Here is a 16,049-nt window from a genome sequence, read left to right on the forward strand (position 1 = left end):
GTCAGTTCGCCGGGCGCTTCTTGTCGAGGCGGACCAGCCAGGCCACCAGGCCGGCCGGCGCGAGGAAGATCAACGCCAGCAACACGGTGCCGATCACCATCTGCCACGCGCCGGTGAGCGCCGAAGCGGCGAACAGCTTCAGGAACTCGAACGCGATCGCGCCGAGGAAGGCGCCCACCGGCTGCATCGTGCCGCCCAGCACGGCGATGAACACGTACTCGCCGGAGCGGACCCAGTAGCCCATCTCGGGCGTCACCATGCCTTGCACCAGAGCGAACATGCCGCCCGAGAAGCCGCACAGCACGGCGGAGGCGATGTAGCCCTTGTAGAAGACCCGGCGGGCGGAGATGCCCAGGTACTCGAGGCGCACCTCGTTGGTCTTGATCGCGCTCAGCGCCTGCCCGGTCGGCGAGGCGTAGAAGCGCCGCACCAGCATGCACACGGCCACCACGAGCAGCGCGCTCAGCACCAGCAGCGCCGTCTCGTAGCCGGCCCGCTCCAGCACCTGGCCGAAGAACGGCGGGCGCTCGAGGCGCAGTCCGTCGGTGCCGCCGGTGACGTTGTAGAACTTGCCGAGCACCGCGAACAGCACCATCGACAGCGCGAGGTTCAGCATGCCGAAGAAGATGCCGCGGTAGCGCGCCATGAACGGGCCGACGATCGCGCCGCTGAGCAGACCCGCCACGGCCCCCGCAGCCAGCAGCAGGGCGCCGTCCACCTGCGGCCAGGTTCGCGAGATCGCGACGAGCGCGTAGCCCGACAGGCAGGTGAAGCCGGCGTGGCCGAACGACACCTGCCCGGCGCGGATCAGGATGCCCACGCCGAGCGCCGCGAAGCCGTAGGACAGCCCGATGATGAGCGGCGTCTTCAGCCACGGGAACAGCAGTCCGAGCACCAGCGAGAGGCCGGCGATCATTGCGGGAGACAGGCGCACCAGCATCACACCCTCCGCGCTTCGGCGACGGCGAACAGGCCCTGGGGTCGCCACAGCAGCACCAGCAGCATGATCAGGTAGGGCACCAGCACGTCGAGTTCGGGCAGCAGGTAGACCGCGAACGCCTTGCCCATGCCGATCAGCAGCGCCGCGATCGCCGTGCCGGTGATCTGCCCGAGCCCGGCCACCGCGACCACCGCGAACGAGAGCACCATCATGTCGCCACCGATGCCGGGCACCAGCGCCGTGGTCGGCGAGGCGAGCGCCCCGCCGAGCGTGCCCATCACCGCCCCGAGGCAGAAGGTGATCAGCCCGATGCGACGGGCGTTGATGCCCATCGCACTGGCGACCTCGCCGTGGTGGGTCACGGCCATGATCTGGCGGCCGAAGCGGGTGTGGCCCAGCGACCAGCGCAGCCCGAAGAACACGGCGATCGCGGCCACCGGCAGCAACAGCAGCTGGTAGGCGGTGTAGGTGACGCTGCCGACCTTGATCGTCCCCATCGCATCGACCGCGTGGGTCACCGACACCGGGCTGGCGCCCCAGAGCATGCGCTGCAGGTCTTCCATGATCATGAAGACGGCGAAGGTCGCGAGCAGCTGCATGACCGGGTCGATGGTCAGGATGCGGCGGATCAGACCGGTCTCGATGATCACGCCCAGCAGCACGCCCATCGCCAGCGCGCCCAGCAGGAGCGCCAGCAACGCCAGCGGGATCGACTCCCCGTTCGCGAGCAGTGCGCTGACCTTGGCGGCCGCGTACCCGCCGAAGGCATAGAAGCTGCCGTGGGCGACATTCAGGATGCGCATCACGCCGAAGATCAGCGTCAGGCCCAACGCCACCAGGAACAGCAGGGCCGCCTGGGTGGTGCCGTCCAGCAGCGCGAGGAGGAACAGGGAGGCGTTCATCTTCGGTCGGTCAGAACGTCTTGATCCGCGCGTCCTTCAGCAGGTCGACCTTGAGCGTCTTGACCCAGTCGGGCGACTTGGTGCCCACCGGGTTCTGGACCATCTCGCCCGGGTAGATCGTCAGGCCCTGGATGACCGGGAACGGGTAGGCGGCGGTCAGCTTGGTGACGCCGAGCATCTGGTCCTCCAGGCCCTGGCCGTCCTCGCGCATCTGCACCGGGCGGGTCATTGCGCGGAACTTCAGGCTGCGCATCGCGTCGGCCACCTGTTCGGTGCTCGGCCAGTTGCCGCCGCCGGCCTTGAGGGCCGCGTTGTAGGCATCGGCCACGGCCTGGATCGCGGCAGCCGCGTGGTAGGCCGAGTAGATCGGGTACTGGCCGGTCTTCGCGCGGTACTTCTCCACGAAGGCCTTGTGCTTGGCGTCGTCCTTCAGCTCGGGGTGCAGGAAGTAGTGGTCGCCGCGCATGCCCACGAGCACGCCGTCCGGCAGCGCCTTGCCGACGCGCTCGAGCGAGCTCTCGGCGAGCGGCAGCACCCAGGTGGAGGTGCGGATGAGGCCGCGCTGCGCGGACTGCCGGATCAGCGTGTCGAGCTCGCCGCCCCACGACGTGCTGAGGATCACGTCCGGCGAGAGCGCCTGCAGGCGGCTGATCTCGGAGCTGAAGTCGGTCGCGCCGAACTTCGGGAACATCTCGGCGACCACCTGCACGTCCGGCTTCATCGCGCGCAGCGTGCTGATGAAGATCTCCCAGGAGTCGCGGCCCCAGGCGTAGTCCTGGTTCACGACGGCGATGGTCTTGAAGTTGGGCTTGGTCCGCAGCAGGTGCAGCACGGTGGCGACCATCTCCGACGTGGCGTTCGCCTGGGTGCGGACGACGTACTTGAAGCGGCGGTTCTCGAGCACCTTCTCGGTACCGCAGTCCCACATCACGTTGAGCACCTTCAGGTCCTCGGCCACCGGCGCCAGCGCATTGCAGTTGCCGCTCGAGATCGACGCGAGCGTGACCTTGACGCCTTCCTCCTGCACCACGCGGCGGTACTCCGACAGCAGCTTGTCGCCGCCGATGCCCTCGTCGATGATCACCGGCTTGAGCTTGGCGCCGCCCACCCCGCCGGCCGCGTTGATGTCGTCGATCACGATCTCCGCGGCGGCCTTGCCCGGGATGCCGAACACGGCGGCTGGCCCGGACAGGAACGTCGTCATGCCGATCTTCAGCTCGGCCGGCTTGCCCTGCGCGTGGGCCAACGCGGCGGCAGCCAGCAGGCCCAGGCCGAGGGCGCTCGCGCGGATCAGCTTCTTCATTCGGAGTCTCCTTGTGTGTGGACAGGATCGGTGACCCGGGACGGTCGCCTCGACGTGGAGCGCATTTTTCAAAACGCTCGCGCTTGCGGCCATCGGAATCTGGGCAAGCCGGACTTGTCCAAATTCGAGCTTCGGGTTTGCACCAGGGGTGGCGGTTTCGAAGGCCGCGATCGCCTTTCTCGAATTCCATATCGCGCGCATCGCATGGGACGATCGACCGCATGCCCGAGCCCTTCTCCCCCCCGATCGCTGCACCGCGCAGCTATCTGTTCGTGCCCGGCGACCGCCCCGAGCGCTTCGACAAGGCCTGGGCCAGCCCGGCCGACGATGTGATCCTCGACCTCGAGGACGCGGTGCCGCCCGAGCGGCGCGACACCGCACGCGCGGCCGTCGCCGACTGGCTGCGCGCCGAGCGCCCTGTCTGGGTCCGCTGCAACGCCGCGGACAGCGACTGGTTCCCGCATGAGTTGGCGCTGGCGGGCCGGCCCGGGCTCGCCGGGTTCGTGCTGCCCAAGGCGGAGGAGCTGCCGGCCGCGCTGCTCGACCGGTGCGGGGACCATGGCCTGGGGCTGATCCCGCTGATCGAGACGGCGCAAGGCATCGCGCGGTGCGAGGTGCTCGCCCGGTCACCGGCCGTGCGCCGCCTGGCCTTCGGCTCGATCGACTTCCAGGCCGACCTCGGCATCGAGGGCGAGGACGACGGGCTGCTCCACTTCCGCTCGCGCCTGGTGCTCGCCAGCCGCCTGGCCGGCCGGCCCGCGCCGATCGACGGCGTGACGCCGGCGATCGACGACGAGGCGCGCGTGCGCGAGGACACCCGCCGCGCCCGGCGGCTGGGGATGAAGGCGCGGCTGTGCATCCACCCGCGCCAGGTCCCGTGGGTTCACGAGGAACTCGCGCCCTCGATCGGCGAGCGGGACTGGGCGCGGCGCGTCATCGAGGCCATGGCGTCGGCCCGTGGCGCCGCGGTGGCGGTCGACGGGAAGATGGTCGACCGCCCGGTCTGGCTCCGCGCGCGCGAGATCGACGCGGCGCCTGCGGCGTCCGGGCGCATGCGCGCCTGACCGTCCGGCCGTCAGGCCGCGGCCGGCGCGCTCGAACGCAGATGCTGCAGCAGGGTCTCGACCGAGCTGTTGGCCGCGCGGTCCTTGCGCACGCAGATCAGCATCTGCCGCTCGGCCCATTCCTCCGGCAGCTGCCGCACCACCAGCCCCATCGCCTGGCCGAGCGTCAGTGCCGCCTGATGGGGCAGCAGACCGATGCCGCGGCCGGCCTGCACCATGCGGCACACGGCCTCGAAGCTGCGGACCTGGATGCGCAGCTGCAGCGTCCGCTCCGCGACGACGGCCTGTTCGGCCAGCAGCCGCATCATCGACGAGCCGCTCTCCAGCGCGACGACGTCGTGCTCGAGCACGTCGACGAAGCGCATCGATGCGTTCGCCGCCAGCGCGTGATCGGCCGGCATCACCGCGGAGATCCGGTCGCTGCGGTACGGGTGGATGTCGAGCCCCTCGGTGCGCAGACCCTCGACGACGATGCCGATGTCGGCGTCGGCCGACAGGACCGCCTTGACGATCTCCGCGCTCCAGCGCTCCTCCACCACCAGCCGCACGTCGGGATGGATGCGCGAGTAGTCGGCCAGGTCGTCGGGCAGGAACTCCGTCATCGCCGAAGTGTTGGCGAGGATGCGCAGGGCGCCGCGCTTGCCGGTCGCATGGTCGTTCATCTCGGCCTGCATCTGGTTCATGCGCATCAGCAGCGCCTTGGCATGCACCAGCAGCGACGCGCCGGCGGGCGTCAGCTCGACACCGCGCGGCGAGCGCTCGAGCAGCGCGGTCTTGAACCGGTGTTCCAGCAGGGCCATGCGCCGGCTCGCGGCGGCCAGGCCGATGTGCGACGCTTCGGCCGCCTTCGTGAGGCTGCGGAGTTCCGCGGCGCGGACGAACAACGCGAGGGAGTCGATGTCTGGGAGCATGCGGACAGTCCGTGGAACGGCGTCGAGGGGCACGCCGCGGGCCGCTTCGAATTGTACGAACCCCCCTGTGCCTGATTGAGCTTCCCTCGGCCGCAAGACTCCCGCATGCTCGCGCCCAAGCCGACATCACTTCTGCCCGAACCGCCACGCCATGCGAACCACCCCCGAGAGACACCCGGAAATCCGCGACGCCATCCGCGGCCTGTGCGCCGACTTCCCGGATGCGTACCACCGCGACGTCGACGCCCGGCGTGCCTACCCGGAGGCCTTCGTCGCTGCGCTGACCCAGGCCGGCTGGCTCGCCGCGATGATCCCGACCGCCTACGGCGGCTCCGGGCTGGGGCTGTCCGAAGCGAGCGTGGTGATGGAGGAGATCAACCGCTGCGGCGGCAATGCCGGCGCCTGCCACGGTCAGATGTACAACATGGGCACGCTGTTGCGCCACGGCTCCCCGGCCCAGAAGGACCTGTACCTGCCGAAGATCGCCAGCGGCGAGTGGCGGCTGCAATCGATGGGCGTGACCGAGCCCACGACCGGGACCGACACCACCCGGATCAAGACCAGCGCCGTGCGCCGCGGGGACCGCTATGTCGTCAACGGCCAGAAGGTGTGGATCTCGCGGGTGCAGCACTCCGACTTCATGATCCTGCTCGCGCGCACGACACCGTTGGCCGAGGTGCGGAAGAAGACGGAGGGCCTGTCGATCTTCATGGTCGATCTGCGCGACGCGGTCGGCCAGGGGCTGACGGTGCGGCCGATCCCGAACATGGTCAACCACGAGACCAACGAACTCTTCTTCGAGAACCTCGAGATCCCGGCGGAGAACCTGATCGGCGAGGAAGGCCTGGGGTTCCGGTACCTGCTGGACGGGCTGAACGCCGAGCGCACCCTGATCGCCGCGGAGTGCATCGGTGACGGCCACTGGTTCATCGACCGGGTGTCGGCTTATGTCAAGGACCGCGTCGTGTTCGGCCGGCCGATCGGCCAGAATCAGGGCGTGCAATTCCCGATCGCCGAGGCCTACATCGAGGTGGAGGCCGCCAACCTGATGCGTTGGCAGGCCTGCGACCTGTTCGACGCGCACCAGCCCTGCGGGGCCGAGGCCAACATGGCCAAGTACCTGGCCGCCAAGGCGAGTTGGGAGGCGGCCAATGCCGCGATCCAGTTTCACGGCGGGTTCGGCTTCGCCTGCGAATACGATGTCGAGCGCAAGTTTCGCGAGACCCGCCTGTACCAGGTCGCACCGATCTCGACCAACCTGATCCTGAGCTTCGTGGCCGAGCACCTGCTTGGCCTGCCGCGCTCCTTCTGAATGAAGGCGGTTCCGCAGGCCCGGTGAGGAGTGGACGAGCCCGCAAGATCAGAGCAATGCCGACTGCGGCGGCGGCGAGGAGTGTCAGATCCGGAGGAACATCGAAGAAGAGCGCCGCTTGTGCCCCCACAAAACACCATGCGACAAGGTACGGCGAGAGGCGCGCGCGGGTACGGAGCAGTGAGGAGGGAGAGCATCCCAACGGTAAACAATGCGGTGGGGCAAGGCAGGCCAAATGTCGGCAGTTCAGGGTAGCGATGGCCGGCAACAATGGACCACGCCGGATACACGGCCAGGGCGAACACGATCAAGCCCATTCCGAGCATTGACCACGCCCCGCCAGTGGCGCGGAACCGAAGTCGCCGCTGAATGACGCCTTGCCGAATGAACACGCTCGCACCGATTACTGACGGGGCAGCGAAAACGTAGGCAAGAGGGTTGATGGCCGCAAAGAACGCCAGGTGGTATCCAAGACCGGTCCACAGCCACAGGAAACCGAGGATGGCCGAAATGACGACACCGGAGTGGCGATGCGGTCGGACTGCCAAGTAGAAAGCGAGGAGCGCGATCGCCAGGAGCAAGACTTGCGTGGGCCAGACGGCAATGTTGTAGTGACGGATGACGCCAAAGAATTGGTCAATGGTGAGAGGGATCTGCATGCTCAAATCCTGGTGACCGACGAATGGCGCCAGCGATGCAGTGCGCCGCTACCGCGTCTTCTAGATGACGCGCACACGCGACGAACTGCGCAGAATCAAGAGGCACGCATGTGCCGCGACCCGGCGCATGCTGCACTTAGCGACGCCGTCGGGACGCACCGCCCTCGGCCAGGCCGCCCAGCGCGGCTTTCACCAGCGCTTCCAAGGCTTTCACGGGCTCCGAGGCCCGCGGATCGGGGCGCGTTACCGACAGAACCGTGCTGCGCAGTGCCGGCAGTCCGAGATCCTCATCGACCTGCCGGGCGGTTCGCGGCGCGCCGAGGTCCATGCGGGCCGTGACGCCGACGCCGGCCGCGACGGCCGCCCACATCGCCGTCACGCTCGCGGTACTGAAGGCGACCGTCCAGGCGATGCCAGCGCTTTCGAGGGCGGTCAGCGCGCCGTCCCGATAGATGCACGGCCCGTCAAGCAGCACCAAGGGCAGCGGGCTTGGCGGATGCCACTCAAAGCCGCGTCGGGCGTACCAGTGTGACGGGCGCTCCACCGACATCGTCGCGCGGGCAGGCGCACGTCGCGAGATCACGAGGGCCAGGTCGAGCTCGCCGCGTCGCGCCAGCGTCAGGATGGTCGCGTTTCGCTCGATGACGGCCGTGACGCCCACGCCAGGATGGGCCCGGCGGTAGCGCTGGAGCGTACTGGCCAGCTTCGACGACGCGAAGTCCTGGGGCATGCCGAAGCGCACGTGGCCCGACAACGCCTTGGTCCCCAGGTCCGCCTCGGCTGCCTGCGCCGTGGCCAGCAGCACCTTCGCATGCCCCAGGAGCGCCTGGCCTTCGTCCGAGAGCCGCATGCCGCGAGCCCCCGGACGAACAGCTTTCGTCCCAGGCGGTGTTCCAGCGCTGCGATCTGCAGGCTCACCGCGGAAGGGGTTCGGCTGACCGTTTCGCCCGCGCTGCTCAGCGTGCCGCCTTGGGCCAGTGCCACGAACGAACGGAGGGAAGGGTGAATCAGGTGGGACATGGCGGGGTGACCGGGCTCAGCATTGAGCTTATCTCAATGCTGAGCCCGGATGTTCTCGCTGGACCTGACGGCACCGCTCACCTAGCCTGCGAGGCATGGACCTGCTTCAGTACAGCTTCACTCTCGATCCCAGCCATCCCATGGAGGCCGTGCGCGAGCGCGTGGTGGCCAAGCGCCATTTGATCGATGGATTGCACGGGCTCAGGTGGAAGGCCTGGATGATCTCGGAGCCGCTGGCCGGCCGCGACCAGCCCAAGACCTATGCACCGCTCTACCTGTTCGACAACACGCAGGCCACTGTCGCGTTCCTGCGCGGCAGCATCTACAAGGGCGTGACCGACGCCTTCGGGTGGACCTCGCCGCTGCATGGCCACGTGGAGGAGGGCGCGCTGTGCGCACTGGGCGGCGCGAGGTCTTGCGCCGTGCACACCACTAATATGCGCGATCACCAGTCGCTTCAGGCAGCACGGGGCGCCCTTGCGCCCGCGGACGACGCGATCCTCGTTGCACGGCTGCTCGACGTCTCGCGGATGGTGCTGCGTCGTTACACCTTCCGGGCCGTCGTGCCGAGCGCGGTGGAAGACGCGGATGCTGAACTCGTCTACGAGGTTGTCTCCGTGTCGTACCCGCCTGAGCGGCGGTGACGGGGTCGAGCGTGACGAAAGGCGCGGCTTCCCCAGTGGCGCGTCATTAGTGATCAGCTGCAATCATAATTCTCTCAAGGGTGAGGACCAAGGGCCGAAAGCACAGGGTGGATGACCGTCTCAATCTGCCCATTGCAATGAAAGAGAACCCAGCCGACACCGTCAATCCTCACTACCTGAGCCATGTCCTCGCGACGTCGAAGACCCACGACGTCGTGGTCACCGAAGACATCGTCTCGGGAAACGGCATGAAACTGTTGGCCAAGGGGGCGCGGCTCGACGAGAACACGCGCGAACGGCTCCTGGCGCACAAGTTGCGCCTCCCGCTGGAGGATTGCGTTCAGGTCGTCGACGGCGTCATTCCGGCGAGTTTCGAGCCTGTCGCGGAGCGGCTTCTGGCGGCCCACCCGCTCCTGAATGCGCTCTGCGCGTCGAGCCGTGGGCGCACGGTTTCGGCATCGGTCGCATCACTGGCACTGTCGCTTCCCATGCAATCGCTGCTGACGGTGCAGTCGCAGTTTCAGCAGGCTCGCCTGGACCACTTTGTCGGGGTCGCGATCCTGGCGCTCGCGCTGGCGCGCCGACTGTTGCCGGACCAGGTCGACCGCCACCGCATGCTGGCGACCGCCGGACTCGTCCACGACGTCGGCGAGCTCTACATTTCACCCGACTATCTCAGCAAAGGTTCACGTCTCACGTCTGAAGGATGGCGCCACATCGTGACGCATCCGCTGGTCGGGCACCGTGTCCTGTGCGACATGGTCGGCGCGGGCCGCTCCGTCGCCGCCGCCGTATTGCTGCACCACGAGCGATTGAACGGATTCGGCTATCCCCGCAGCGTGGCAGGACATTCGTTCGCGTTGGACGGCCAGATCCTGGCAGCAGCCGAATGGCTGATGGCGCTGGTGGAATCCGGAAAGTCGCCGCTGGCTCGGGCGCGCATGGCGGAGCGTCTCGTTCCAGGGGAATTCAGCGAGGTCTTGCTGCAGGCGGTGGCCACCGCCGCACGTCTGCACGAAGACGAAGAAGTCGAACTGAGCGAAGCGGTCCCTCTGGAGGACGCGATTCCGAGGATCGAGCGCCTGGCCGCGACGCTGTCACGCTTTCGCAGCATGCGCGAATGGATCGACGAGCGATTGACCACTGCAGATGGCGAACTTCGGGAGGTCCTCTCTTCGGGAGTGAATCGCCTGGTGCGAATCCAGACTTCCTTCTCGAGCACCGGTCTCGATGCCCAGGATCCCAAGCACCTGATGACCGAACTGGCGTCGCTCAAGGAGCCCAAGGTCTACACCGAAGTCATGACGCTGGTAGGGGAACTGGAGTGGCGCATGCGCGAGCTGGAGCGCGACCAGATGCTGCGGTCCAGCCGGTTGCTCGGTCGCGACAACATGGCCGTGGTGAGCGACGTGATCGGGCGATTGAAGGGACTGGACCCCGTTGACGATGGCGCGCCCGCATTCAGTCGTTAGCTCGCGTCGGGGCGCCGCACGCACAATGACGGCCTGCCGATCCCCCGTTGCACCCACATGCCGCACTGTTCCCGCCGCCGCCTCTTCGTGGCCGTTCTCGGCGCCACGCTGCCTTGGCGAGCTCAGGCCGGATTCAATTTCTGGAACAGCGAGTACACGGCCACGCGTTCCGAACTGCAGGCCACGATCGCGACGCGGTTTCCGCTGTCGCAGCGGTACGCTCAGATCATCACCGTGGGACTCAGCGACCCTCAACTCGGACTGAACGCCTCGGCCAACCGCGCGGCCATCACGGCCCGTGTGTCGATTGCCAGTCCGCTGCTGCGTGCGGGCCTGGTCCGTGGGACCGTGGAGCTAAGCAGTGCGTTGCGTTACGACGTCGCAATGCGCGCCTTGCGCCTGGAGCAGCCCAAAGCCGAGCGCCTGGAGCTGCAGGGTGTCAGCGGCGCGGACGCCGAGCGGCTGCGGCAGGTCGGCGGCCTGGTCGCCCAGGAGTTGCTGCACGGTCAAGTTCTTCGCACGTTCACGTCCGAGGAACTGAGCTTTGGAGGGAAGACCTACGAGATCGGCGACATCACGGTGCTGGACGACGGCATCAAGGTCCAGCTGCAGTAGCCGGCCGGGATCCATTCGCTGTTGTGCGGCGTCATGCAGTCTGCGAGACGTCGCTACTGCGGCGAGTGCGGCCATTCGAGCGCGCGCGTACCGTCCCCGCTGTCTGTCAGGACAGCACACACGGCTTATGCTGCACGCGTGCTTGACGATTGAACGAGAGGGACCATCGATGGGCGCGTCGAAATTCAGAATGGGAAGGCTCGACCATGTCCACGTTCGAGTGCCCAATCGGGCTGAGGCGGCGAGTTGGTATGCCCAGCATCTCGGCTTTGAAACCCGTCGGCAGATTTGACTTCTGGGCCAACCGCGTCGCAGGCGGTCCATTGCAAATCTCCGCGGATGGTGGCGCGACCATGCTCGCGTTGTTCGAGGCCACCGAACACCATCCCATGGTCCCGCAGACTCAAGGGATCGCATTCAGTCTCGATGCCGATGCGTTCATCGCCTTCGGCCGCTCGCTGCCCGGGGAGATCAGGAACCCGTCGGGACAGCCACTGGAGCTGCATCACATCGTCGATTTCGATCTGTGCTGGGCTTTTAATCTGACGGACCCGTGGGGCAACCACTACGAACTGAATTGCTACGAGTACGAGCGCATAAGAAGAGAACTCGTGGAGGCCTGGAATGTCGAGCCGCAGCGCTATTGGCCGCGTGGTGATTGACGCGCCGGCAAGCGGTCGCCTGCAATCCGTGATCGGAACACCGGTGACGAGATCGCCTCGGCTTTCCGTGTCAATGCTGATTCGCTAGACCCGCGCGCGGCAGGAGGGCGTCGAGTTCCCGCCCGGCCACTGGTCGTGCCAATGATGCTCCGTACGCATCAATCATTTCGAATCTTGCAATTCCATGTTGGGCATGGGCTGGTCAAACTGCGTGTCATGAGTTGCCGCCTCAAGGCACCAGCAGGAGACACCATGCACAACGCAGAAAGCCCGTTGACCGAATGGATTGGTCGCAGCGAGACGGTCGAGGATGCCGCCTACCCGACGCCCGCGATGGCGCTCACCGCGACGCTCGATCATCCGCCCGCCACGCTCGCCACGGGCAGCACGCTCCCACCCCTGTGGCATTGGCTGTACTTCCTGCCGTTGCATCGGCAATCGCACATCGGCCCGGACGGCCACGCCAAGCGCGGCGGCTTCCTCCCGCCGGTGCCGTTGCCGCGGCGCATGTGGGCCGGCAGCCAGTTCGAGTTCCGCTCCCCGATCCGGATCGGGGACCGGATGGTGCGCACGTCCACGATCGACGATGTGACGACCAAGGATGGGCGCACCGGCCAACTGGTGTTCGTCAAGGTCCGTCATGAGGTGCGCACCAACGGCGCCGCCGAGCCGGCGCTGGTCGAGTTCCACGACATCGTCTATCGCGAGGCGCAGCGACCCGGTGACGTCACCCCGCCGCCGCAGAAGGCCGATGCGAACGCGCCGTGGCAGCGCGAGATCGTGCCGGACGACGTGCTGCTGTTCCGCTACTCGGCGCTCACGTTCAACGGCCACCGCATCCACTACGACCGCAAGTACGTGACCGAGGTCGAGGGCTACCCGGGCCTGATCGTCCACGGCCCGCTGATCGCCACGCTGCTGATGGACCTGCTGCGCCGCGAGCTGCCGCAGGCCGAGGTGGCGAGCTTCCGGTTCAAGGCCGTCCGGCCCACCTTCGATCCGCATCCGTTGCGCGTCAACGGCGCGCTGCAGCCCGACGGCAAGACCGTGCGCCTGTGGGCGCAGGACCATGAAGGGTGGCTGACGATGGACGCCACCGCCACCCTGCGTTGAAGGAGCGACCCGCATGCAACCCCTCAAGGGCCTCACGGTCGTCACCCTCGAACACGCCATCGCCGCGCCGTTCGCGACCCGGCAGCTCGCCGACCTCGGCGCCCGCGTCATCAAGATAGAGCGGCCGGGCGCCGGCGACTTCGCACGCGCCTACGACTCGCGGGTGCGCGGCCTGGCCTCGCACTTCGTCTGGACCAACCGCTCCAAGGAGAGCCTGACGCTCGACGTCAAGCACCCCGAGGCCGCCAAGGTGCTCGAACGCCTGGTGCTCGAGAAGGCCGACGTGGTGGTGCAGAACCTCGCCCCTGGCGCGGCCGCGCGGCTCGGGCTCGGCTACGAGGCGCTCGCCGCGAAGAAGCCGGGGATCATCGTCTGCGACATCTCCGGCTACGGCGGCGATGGCCCGTACCGCGACAAGAAGGCCTACGACCTGCTGATCCAGAGCGAGGCCGGCTTCGTGTCCGTCACCGGCACGCCGGACGAACCCAGCAAGGCCGGCCCGTCGATCGCCGACATCGCCGCGGGCATGTACGCCTACACCAACATCCTGGCCGCGCTGCTGCAGCGCGGCCAGACGGGCAGAGGCCAGCACATCGACATCTCGATGCTCGAATCGCTGGCCGAGTGGACGAGCTACCCGCTCTACTACGCCTTCGACGGCGCGCCGCCGCCGCCGCGCACCGGCGCCAGCCACGCGACGATCTACCCCTACGGGCCGTTCCAGACCGGTGGCGACGGCACGGTGATGATGGGTCTCCAGAACGAACGCGAGTGGCTGAAGTTCTGCGAGCTGGTGCTGCAGCAGCCTGGCGTGGCGACCGACCCGCGCTTCACCGGCAATGCCAGGCGCGTCGCCAACCGCGATGCGCTCAAGGCGCTGATCACCGAGGCCTTCGCGTCCCTGACGGCGCCGCAGGTGGTCGAGCGGCTCGAGGCCGCCCAGATCGCGAACGCGCGGGTCAACACGATGCACGAGGTCTGGGCGCATCCGCAGCTGAAGGCGCGCGGTCGCTGGCGCGAAGTCGGCTCGCCGGCCGGCGCGCTGCCGGCGATGTTGCCGCCCGGCACCTGGGACGAGGGGCCGCGCATGGACCCGGTGCCCGCGCTCGGGGAACACACCGACGCGCTGCTGGCGGAACTCGGGCTCGACGCCGCGGCGATCCGGGCGCTGCACGCAGCCGGAGCGGTCTGACATGAAGGCTCCCGTCGCCCGCACCTACCTGTTCGTTCCCGGCAATCGGCCCGAGCGCTTCCCGAAGGCGCTCGAGAGCGCGGCCGATGCCGTGGTGATGGACCTGGAGGACGCCGTGGCCGCCGACGACAAGTCGAGCGCGCGTGAAGCGGTTGCCGCCCACCTGGCCGGCATGGCACCGGAAGCGCGCGGCCGCGTCGTCGTGCGCATCAACGACATCGCGAGCAATTGGTGCGTGATGGACCTGCGCGCGCTGCTGCACGCCGGCGGAACGCGAGTCATGCTGCCGAAGGCCGAAGCGCCGGCACAGATCGCAGCGGTTCGCGGCGCGTTGCCGGATGCCGATGTGCTGGCGTTGATCGAGACCGCGCGCGGCGTCGCGGCCGTCGAGCAGATCGCCGCCGCCAGCGGGGTCACCCGCCTCGTGTACGGAACGCTCGACTTCGCGCTCGACCTCGATCTCGACGTCGGCACCGGCGACGAGGGCCTGGCCTACGCGGCGGGCCGCATCGCCGTCGCATCGCGCGCGGCCGGGCTGGCTGCGCCGGTGGCCGGTGTGACGCCACAACTCGACGACGAGGCGCGGCTGCTGGCCGACCTGGCGCAGGCGCGCCGCTTCGGCTTCGGCGCGAAGCTGTGCATCCACCCGAAGCAGGTCGCCCCGATCCATCGCGCCTTGCAACCGAGCGCGTCGGCCATCGAATGGGCCCGGCGCGTGCTCGCGGCGGAAGCCGCCTCACCCGGCGCGGCCCGGCTCGACGGCCGCATGGTCGATCGGCCGGTCGTGCTGCAGGCCGAACGCATCCTGATGCGCAGCGGCCACTGATTCGTACCCACTTCAAGCAACGGAGACAAGCATGGCATCCACCATCATCGATTCGACGATCTTCCAGGGCATCTTCAGCAGCGATGCGATGCGCGAAGTCTGGTCCGACGAGAACCGCACCCGCAAGTACATCGACATCGAACGCGCGCTCGCCAAGGTGCAGGGGCGGCTCGGGCTGATTCCTCAAGAGGCGGCCGACGAGATCATCAGCCACTGCCATCTCGACCAGATCGACATGGTGAAACTGCGCGCGCAAACCGAGCGCATCGGCTACCCGATCCTCGGCGTCGTCTCGCAGCTCAACGCCCTGTGCCGCGACAAGCTCGGTGAATACGTGCACTGGGGCGCGACCACGCAGGACATCACCGACACCGCGACCGTGCTGCAGATCCGCGAGGCCCTCGCGCTCGTCGATGCCGACCTGTCCGCCATCTCGAAGACCATGGCCGACCTGGCGCGCAAGCACCGGTTGACGCCGATGATCGGCCGCAGCAACCTGCAGCAGGCCATCCCCGTGACCTTCGGCTACAAGATGGCCGGGCTGCTGTCGGCGATCGAGCGGCACCGCACGCGACTGGAGCAGCTGCGTCCACGCGTGCTGGTGGGTGAGTTCGCCGGCGCGGCCGGCACGCTCGCGTCGCTCGCCACCGGGGCCATGGAAACGCAGGCCGGGCTGATGGCGGAACTCGGCCTCGGCCAGCCCGACATCGCCTGGCACACGATCCGCGACAACATCGCCGAGGTCGGCTGCTTCCTCGGCCTGGTCGGCGGCACGCTCGGCAAATTCAGCATGGACGTGAAGCTGATGATGCAGACCGAGGTCGGCGAGGTCTTCGAGCCGTTCGCGCACGGCCGCGGCTCGAGCAGCACGATGCCGCAGAAACGCAACCCGATCAGCAGTTGCTACATCCACGCGCAGGTGTCCGTGGTGCGCCAGCACGCGGCGGCGTTGATGGACGCGATGATCGCCGACCACGAGCGCAGCACCGGCCCGTGGGAGATCGAGTGGATCGTCCTGCCGGAGGCGTTCTGCCTGATGGCCGGCGCGCTGAAGCAGACGCGCTTCGTGCTCGACGGGCTGGAGGTCGACGAAGCGCAGATGCGCGCCAACATCGACATGACCGGTGGGCTGGTGATGAGCGAGGCCGTGATGATGGGCCTGGGCAACTTCATCGGCCGCGAGTACGCGCACGACCTGGTCTACGACATCTGCCGCGTGGCCGTGAAGGAAAAGCGGCCCTTGCTCGACCTGCTGTGCGAGCACCCCGAGATCAACAAGCACCTCGACCGCGCCGCGCTCGCCAGGCTCTGTGATCCGTCCAACTACCTCGGCCAGTCCGGCGTGATGGTGGACCGGGTGCTGAGCAAGTTGCGCTAGCCCACCCACGCCGCCGAGAGGCATCAGGCCGGCACA

The 16,049-nt window shown here is 67.9% G+C and carries 15 protein-coding genes and 2 pseudogenes; 10 read left to right on the top strand and 7 right to left on the bottom strand.

Annotated elements, in window-relative coordinates; genetic code table 11:
* Window position 1 precedes the first annotated feature (1 nt).
* From ACWH49_RS13670 to ACWH49_RS13680, 3 genes are read right to left on the bottom strand one after another with little or no spacing between them, the layout of a single operon-like run.
* Window positions 2-940, bottom strand: a complete 939-nt coding sequence (locus tag ACWH49_RS13670) for a branched-chain amino acid ABC transporter permease (protein ID WP_448171946.1) — start codon at window positions 938-940, stop codon at window positions 2-4.
* Entirely contained in the window at window positions 940-1,842 is a 903-nt protein-coding gene (locus ACWH49_RS13675) for a branched-chain amino acid ABC transporter permease (RefSeq protein WP_448171947.1), read from the bottom strand. Before ACWH49_RS13675 ends, ACWH49_RS13670 begins: the two co-directional genes overlap by 1 nt.
* Before the next feature lie 10 nt (window positions 1,843-1,852).
* Window positions 1,853-3,145 (bottom strand): ABC transporter substrate-binding protein, encoded by a 1,293-nt coding sequence (locus ACWH49_RS13680; protein WP_448171948.1) that lies wholly within the window; start codon window positions 3,143-3,145, stop codon window positions 1,853-1,855.
* A gap of 221 nt (window positions 3,146-3,366) precedes the next feature.
* Here ACWH49_RS13680 and ACWH49_RS13685 point away from each other — a divergent pair, with 221 nt between their 5' ends.
* Complete coding sequence (locus ACWH49_RS13685; protein WP_448171949.1) at window positions 3,367-4,209, top strand: HpcH/HpaI aldolase/citrate lyase family protein; 843 nt, start codon at window positions 3,367-3,369, stop codon at window positions 4,207-4,209.
* Between the two features lie 11 nt (window positions 4,210-4,220).
* Here ACWH49_RS13685 and ACWH49_RS13690 read toward each other — a convergent pair whose 3' ends face one another.
* The gene (locus ACWH49_RS13690) at window positions 4,221-5,120 is read right to left on the bottom strand and encodes a LysR family transcriptional regulator (RefSeq protein ID WP_448171950.1); all 900 of its coding nucleotides are present in this window, start codon (window positions 5,118-5,120) and stop codon (window positions 4,221-4,223) included.
* A gap of 151 nt (window positions 5,121-5,271) precedes the next feature.
* On the opposite strand from ACWH49_RS13690, the gene ACWH49_RS13695 reads away from it, so the two are divergent.
* Window positions 5,272-6,432 (top strand): acyl-CoA dehydrogenase family protein, encoded by a 1,161-nt coding sequence (locus ACWH49_RS13695; protein ID WP_448171951.1) that lies wholly within the window; start codon window positions 5,272-5,274, stop codon window positions 6,430-6,432.
* A gap of 131 nt (window positions 6,433-6,563) precedes the next feature.
* Here ACWH49_RS13695 and ACWH49_RS13700 read toward each other — a convergent pair.
* The 3 genes and pseudogenes from ACWH49_RS13700 to ACWH49_RS13710 form a co-directional block, all read right to left on the bottom strand.
* A pseudogene (locus tag ACWH49_RS13700) lies at window positions 6,564-7,091 on the bottom strand (DUF6064 family protein); the annotation flags it as partial.
* Window positions 7,092-7,227: 136 nt separating this feature from the next.
* Window positions 7,228-7,941 (bottom strand): LysR substrate-binding domain-containing protein, encoded by a 714-nt coding sequence (locus ACWH49_RS13705; protein WP_448171952.1) that lies wholly within the window; start codon window positions 7,939-7,941, stop codon window positions 7,228-7,230.
* A gap of 23 nt (window positions 7,942-7,964) precedes the next feature.
* Window positions 7,965-8,111, bottom strand: a pseudogene (locus ACWH49_RS13710) (LysR family transcriptional regulator); the annotation flags it as partial.
* A gap of 95 nt (window positions 8,112-8,206) precedes the next feature.
* Here ACWH49_RS13710 and ACWH49_RS13715 point away from each other — a divergent pair.
* From ACWH49_RS13715 to pcaB, 8 genes are all read left to right on the top strand, one after another.
* Entirely contained in the window at window positions 8,207-8,755 is a 549-nt protein-coding gene (locus tag ACWH49_RS13715) for a DUF4865 family protein (RefSeq protein WP_448171953.1), read from the top strand.
* A 107-nt stretch (window positions 8,756-8,862) separates the two neighbouring features.
* Window positions 8,863-10,227, top strand: coding sequence for an HD-GYP domain-containing protein (locus ACWH49_RS13720; RefSeq protein ID WP_448171954.1), 1,365 nt, complete (start codon window positions 8,863-8,865; stop codon window positions 10,225-10,227).
* A gap of 87 nt (window positions 10,228-10,314) precedes the next feature.
* On the top strand, window positions 10,315-10,842 hold the full coding sequence (locus tag ACWH49_RS13725; protein ID WP_448171955.1) for a DUF1439 domain-containing protein: 528 nt from the start codon (window positions 10,315-10,317) through the stop codon (window positions 10,840-10,842).
* Between the two features lie 251 nt (window positions 10,843-11,093).
* On the top strand, window positions 11,094-11,504 hold the full coding sequence (locus ACWH49_RS13730; RefSeq protein WP_448171956.1) for a hypothetical protein: 411 nt from the start codon (window positions 11,094-11,096) through the stop codon (window positions 11,502-11,504).
* A 252-nt stretch (window positions 11,505-11,756) separates the two neighbouring features.
* Window positions 11,757-12,617 carry an FAS1-like dehydratase domain-containing protein gene (locus tag ACWH49_RS13735; protein ID WP_448171957.1) on the top strand — a complete coding sequence of 287 codons (861 nt, stop codon included), beginning with the start codon at window positions 11,757-11,759 and terminating at the stop codon, window positions 12,615-12,617.
* 13 nt (window positions 12,618-12,630) lie between these two features.
* Complete coding sequence (locus ACWH49_RS13740) at window positions 12,631-13,809, top strand: CaiB/BaiF CoA transferase family protein (RefSeq protein ID WP_448171958.1); 1,179 nt, start codon at window positions 12,631-12,633, stop codon at window positions 13,807-13,809.
* Window position 13,810: 1 nt separating this feature from the next.
* On the top strand, window positions 13,811-14,635 hold the full coding sequence (locus ACWH49_RS13745) for an HpcH/HpaI aldolase/citrate lyase family protein (protein ID WP_448171959.1): 825 nt from the start codon (window positions 13,811-13,813) through the stop codon (window positions 14,633-14,635).
* 31 nt (window positions 14,636-14,666) lie between these two features.
* The gene (gene pcaB / locus ACWH49_RS13750) at window positions 14,667-16,013 is read left to right on the top strand and encodes a 3-carboxy-cis,cis-muconate cycloisomerase (protein WP_448171960.1); all 1,347 of its coding nucleotides are present in this window, start codon (window positions 14,667-14,669) and stop codon (window positions 16,011-16,013) included.
* Window positions 16,014-16,049 lie beyond the last annotated feature (36 nt).

The organism is Rhizobacter fulvus (genome assembly GCF_964020785.1).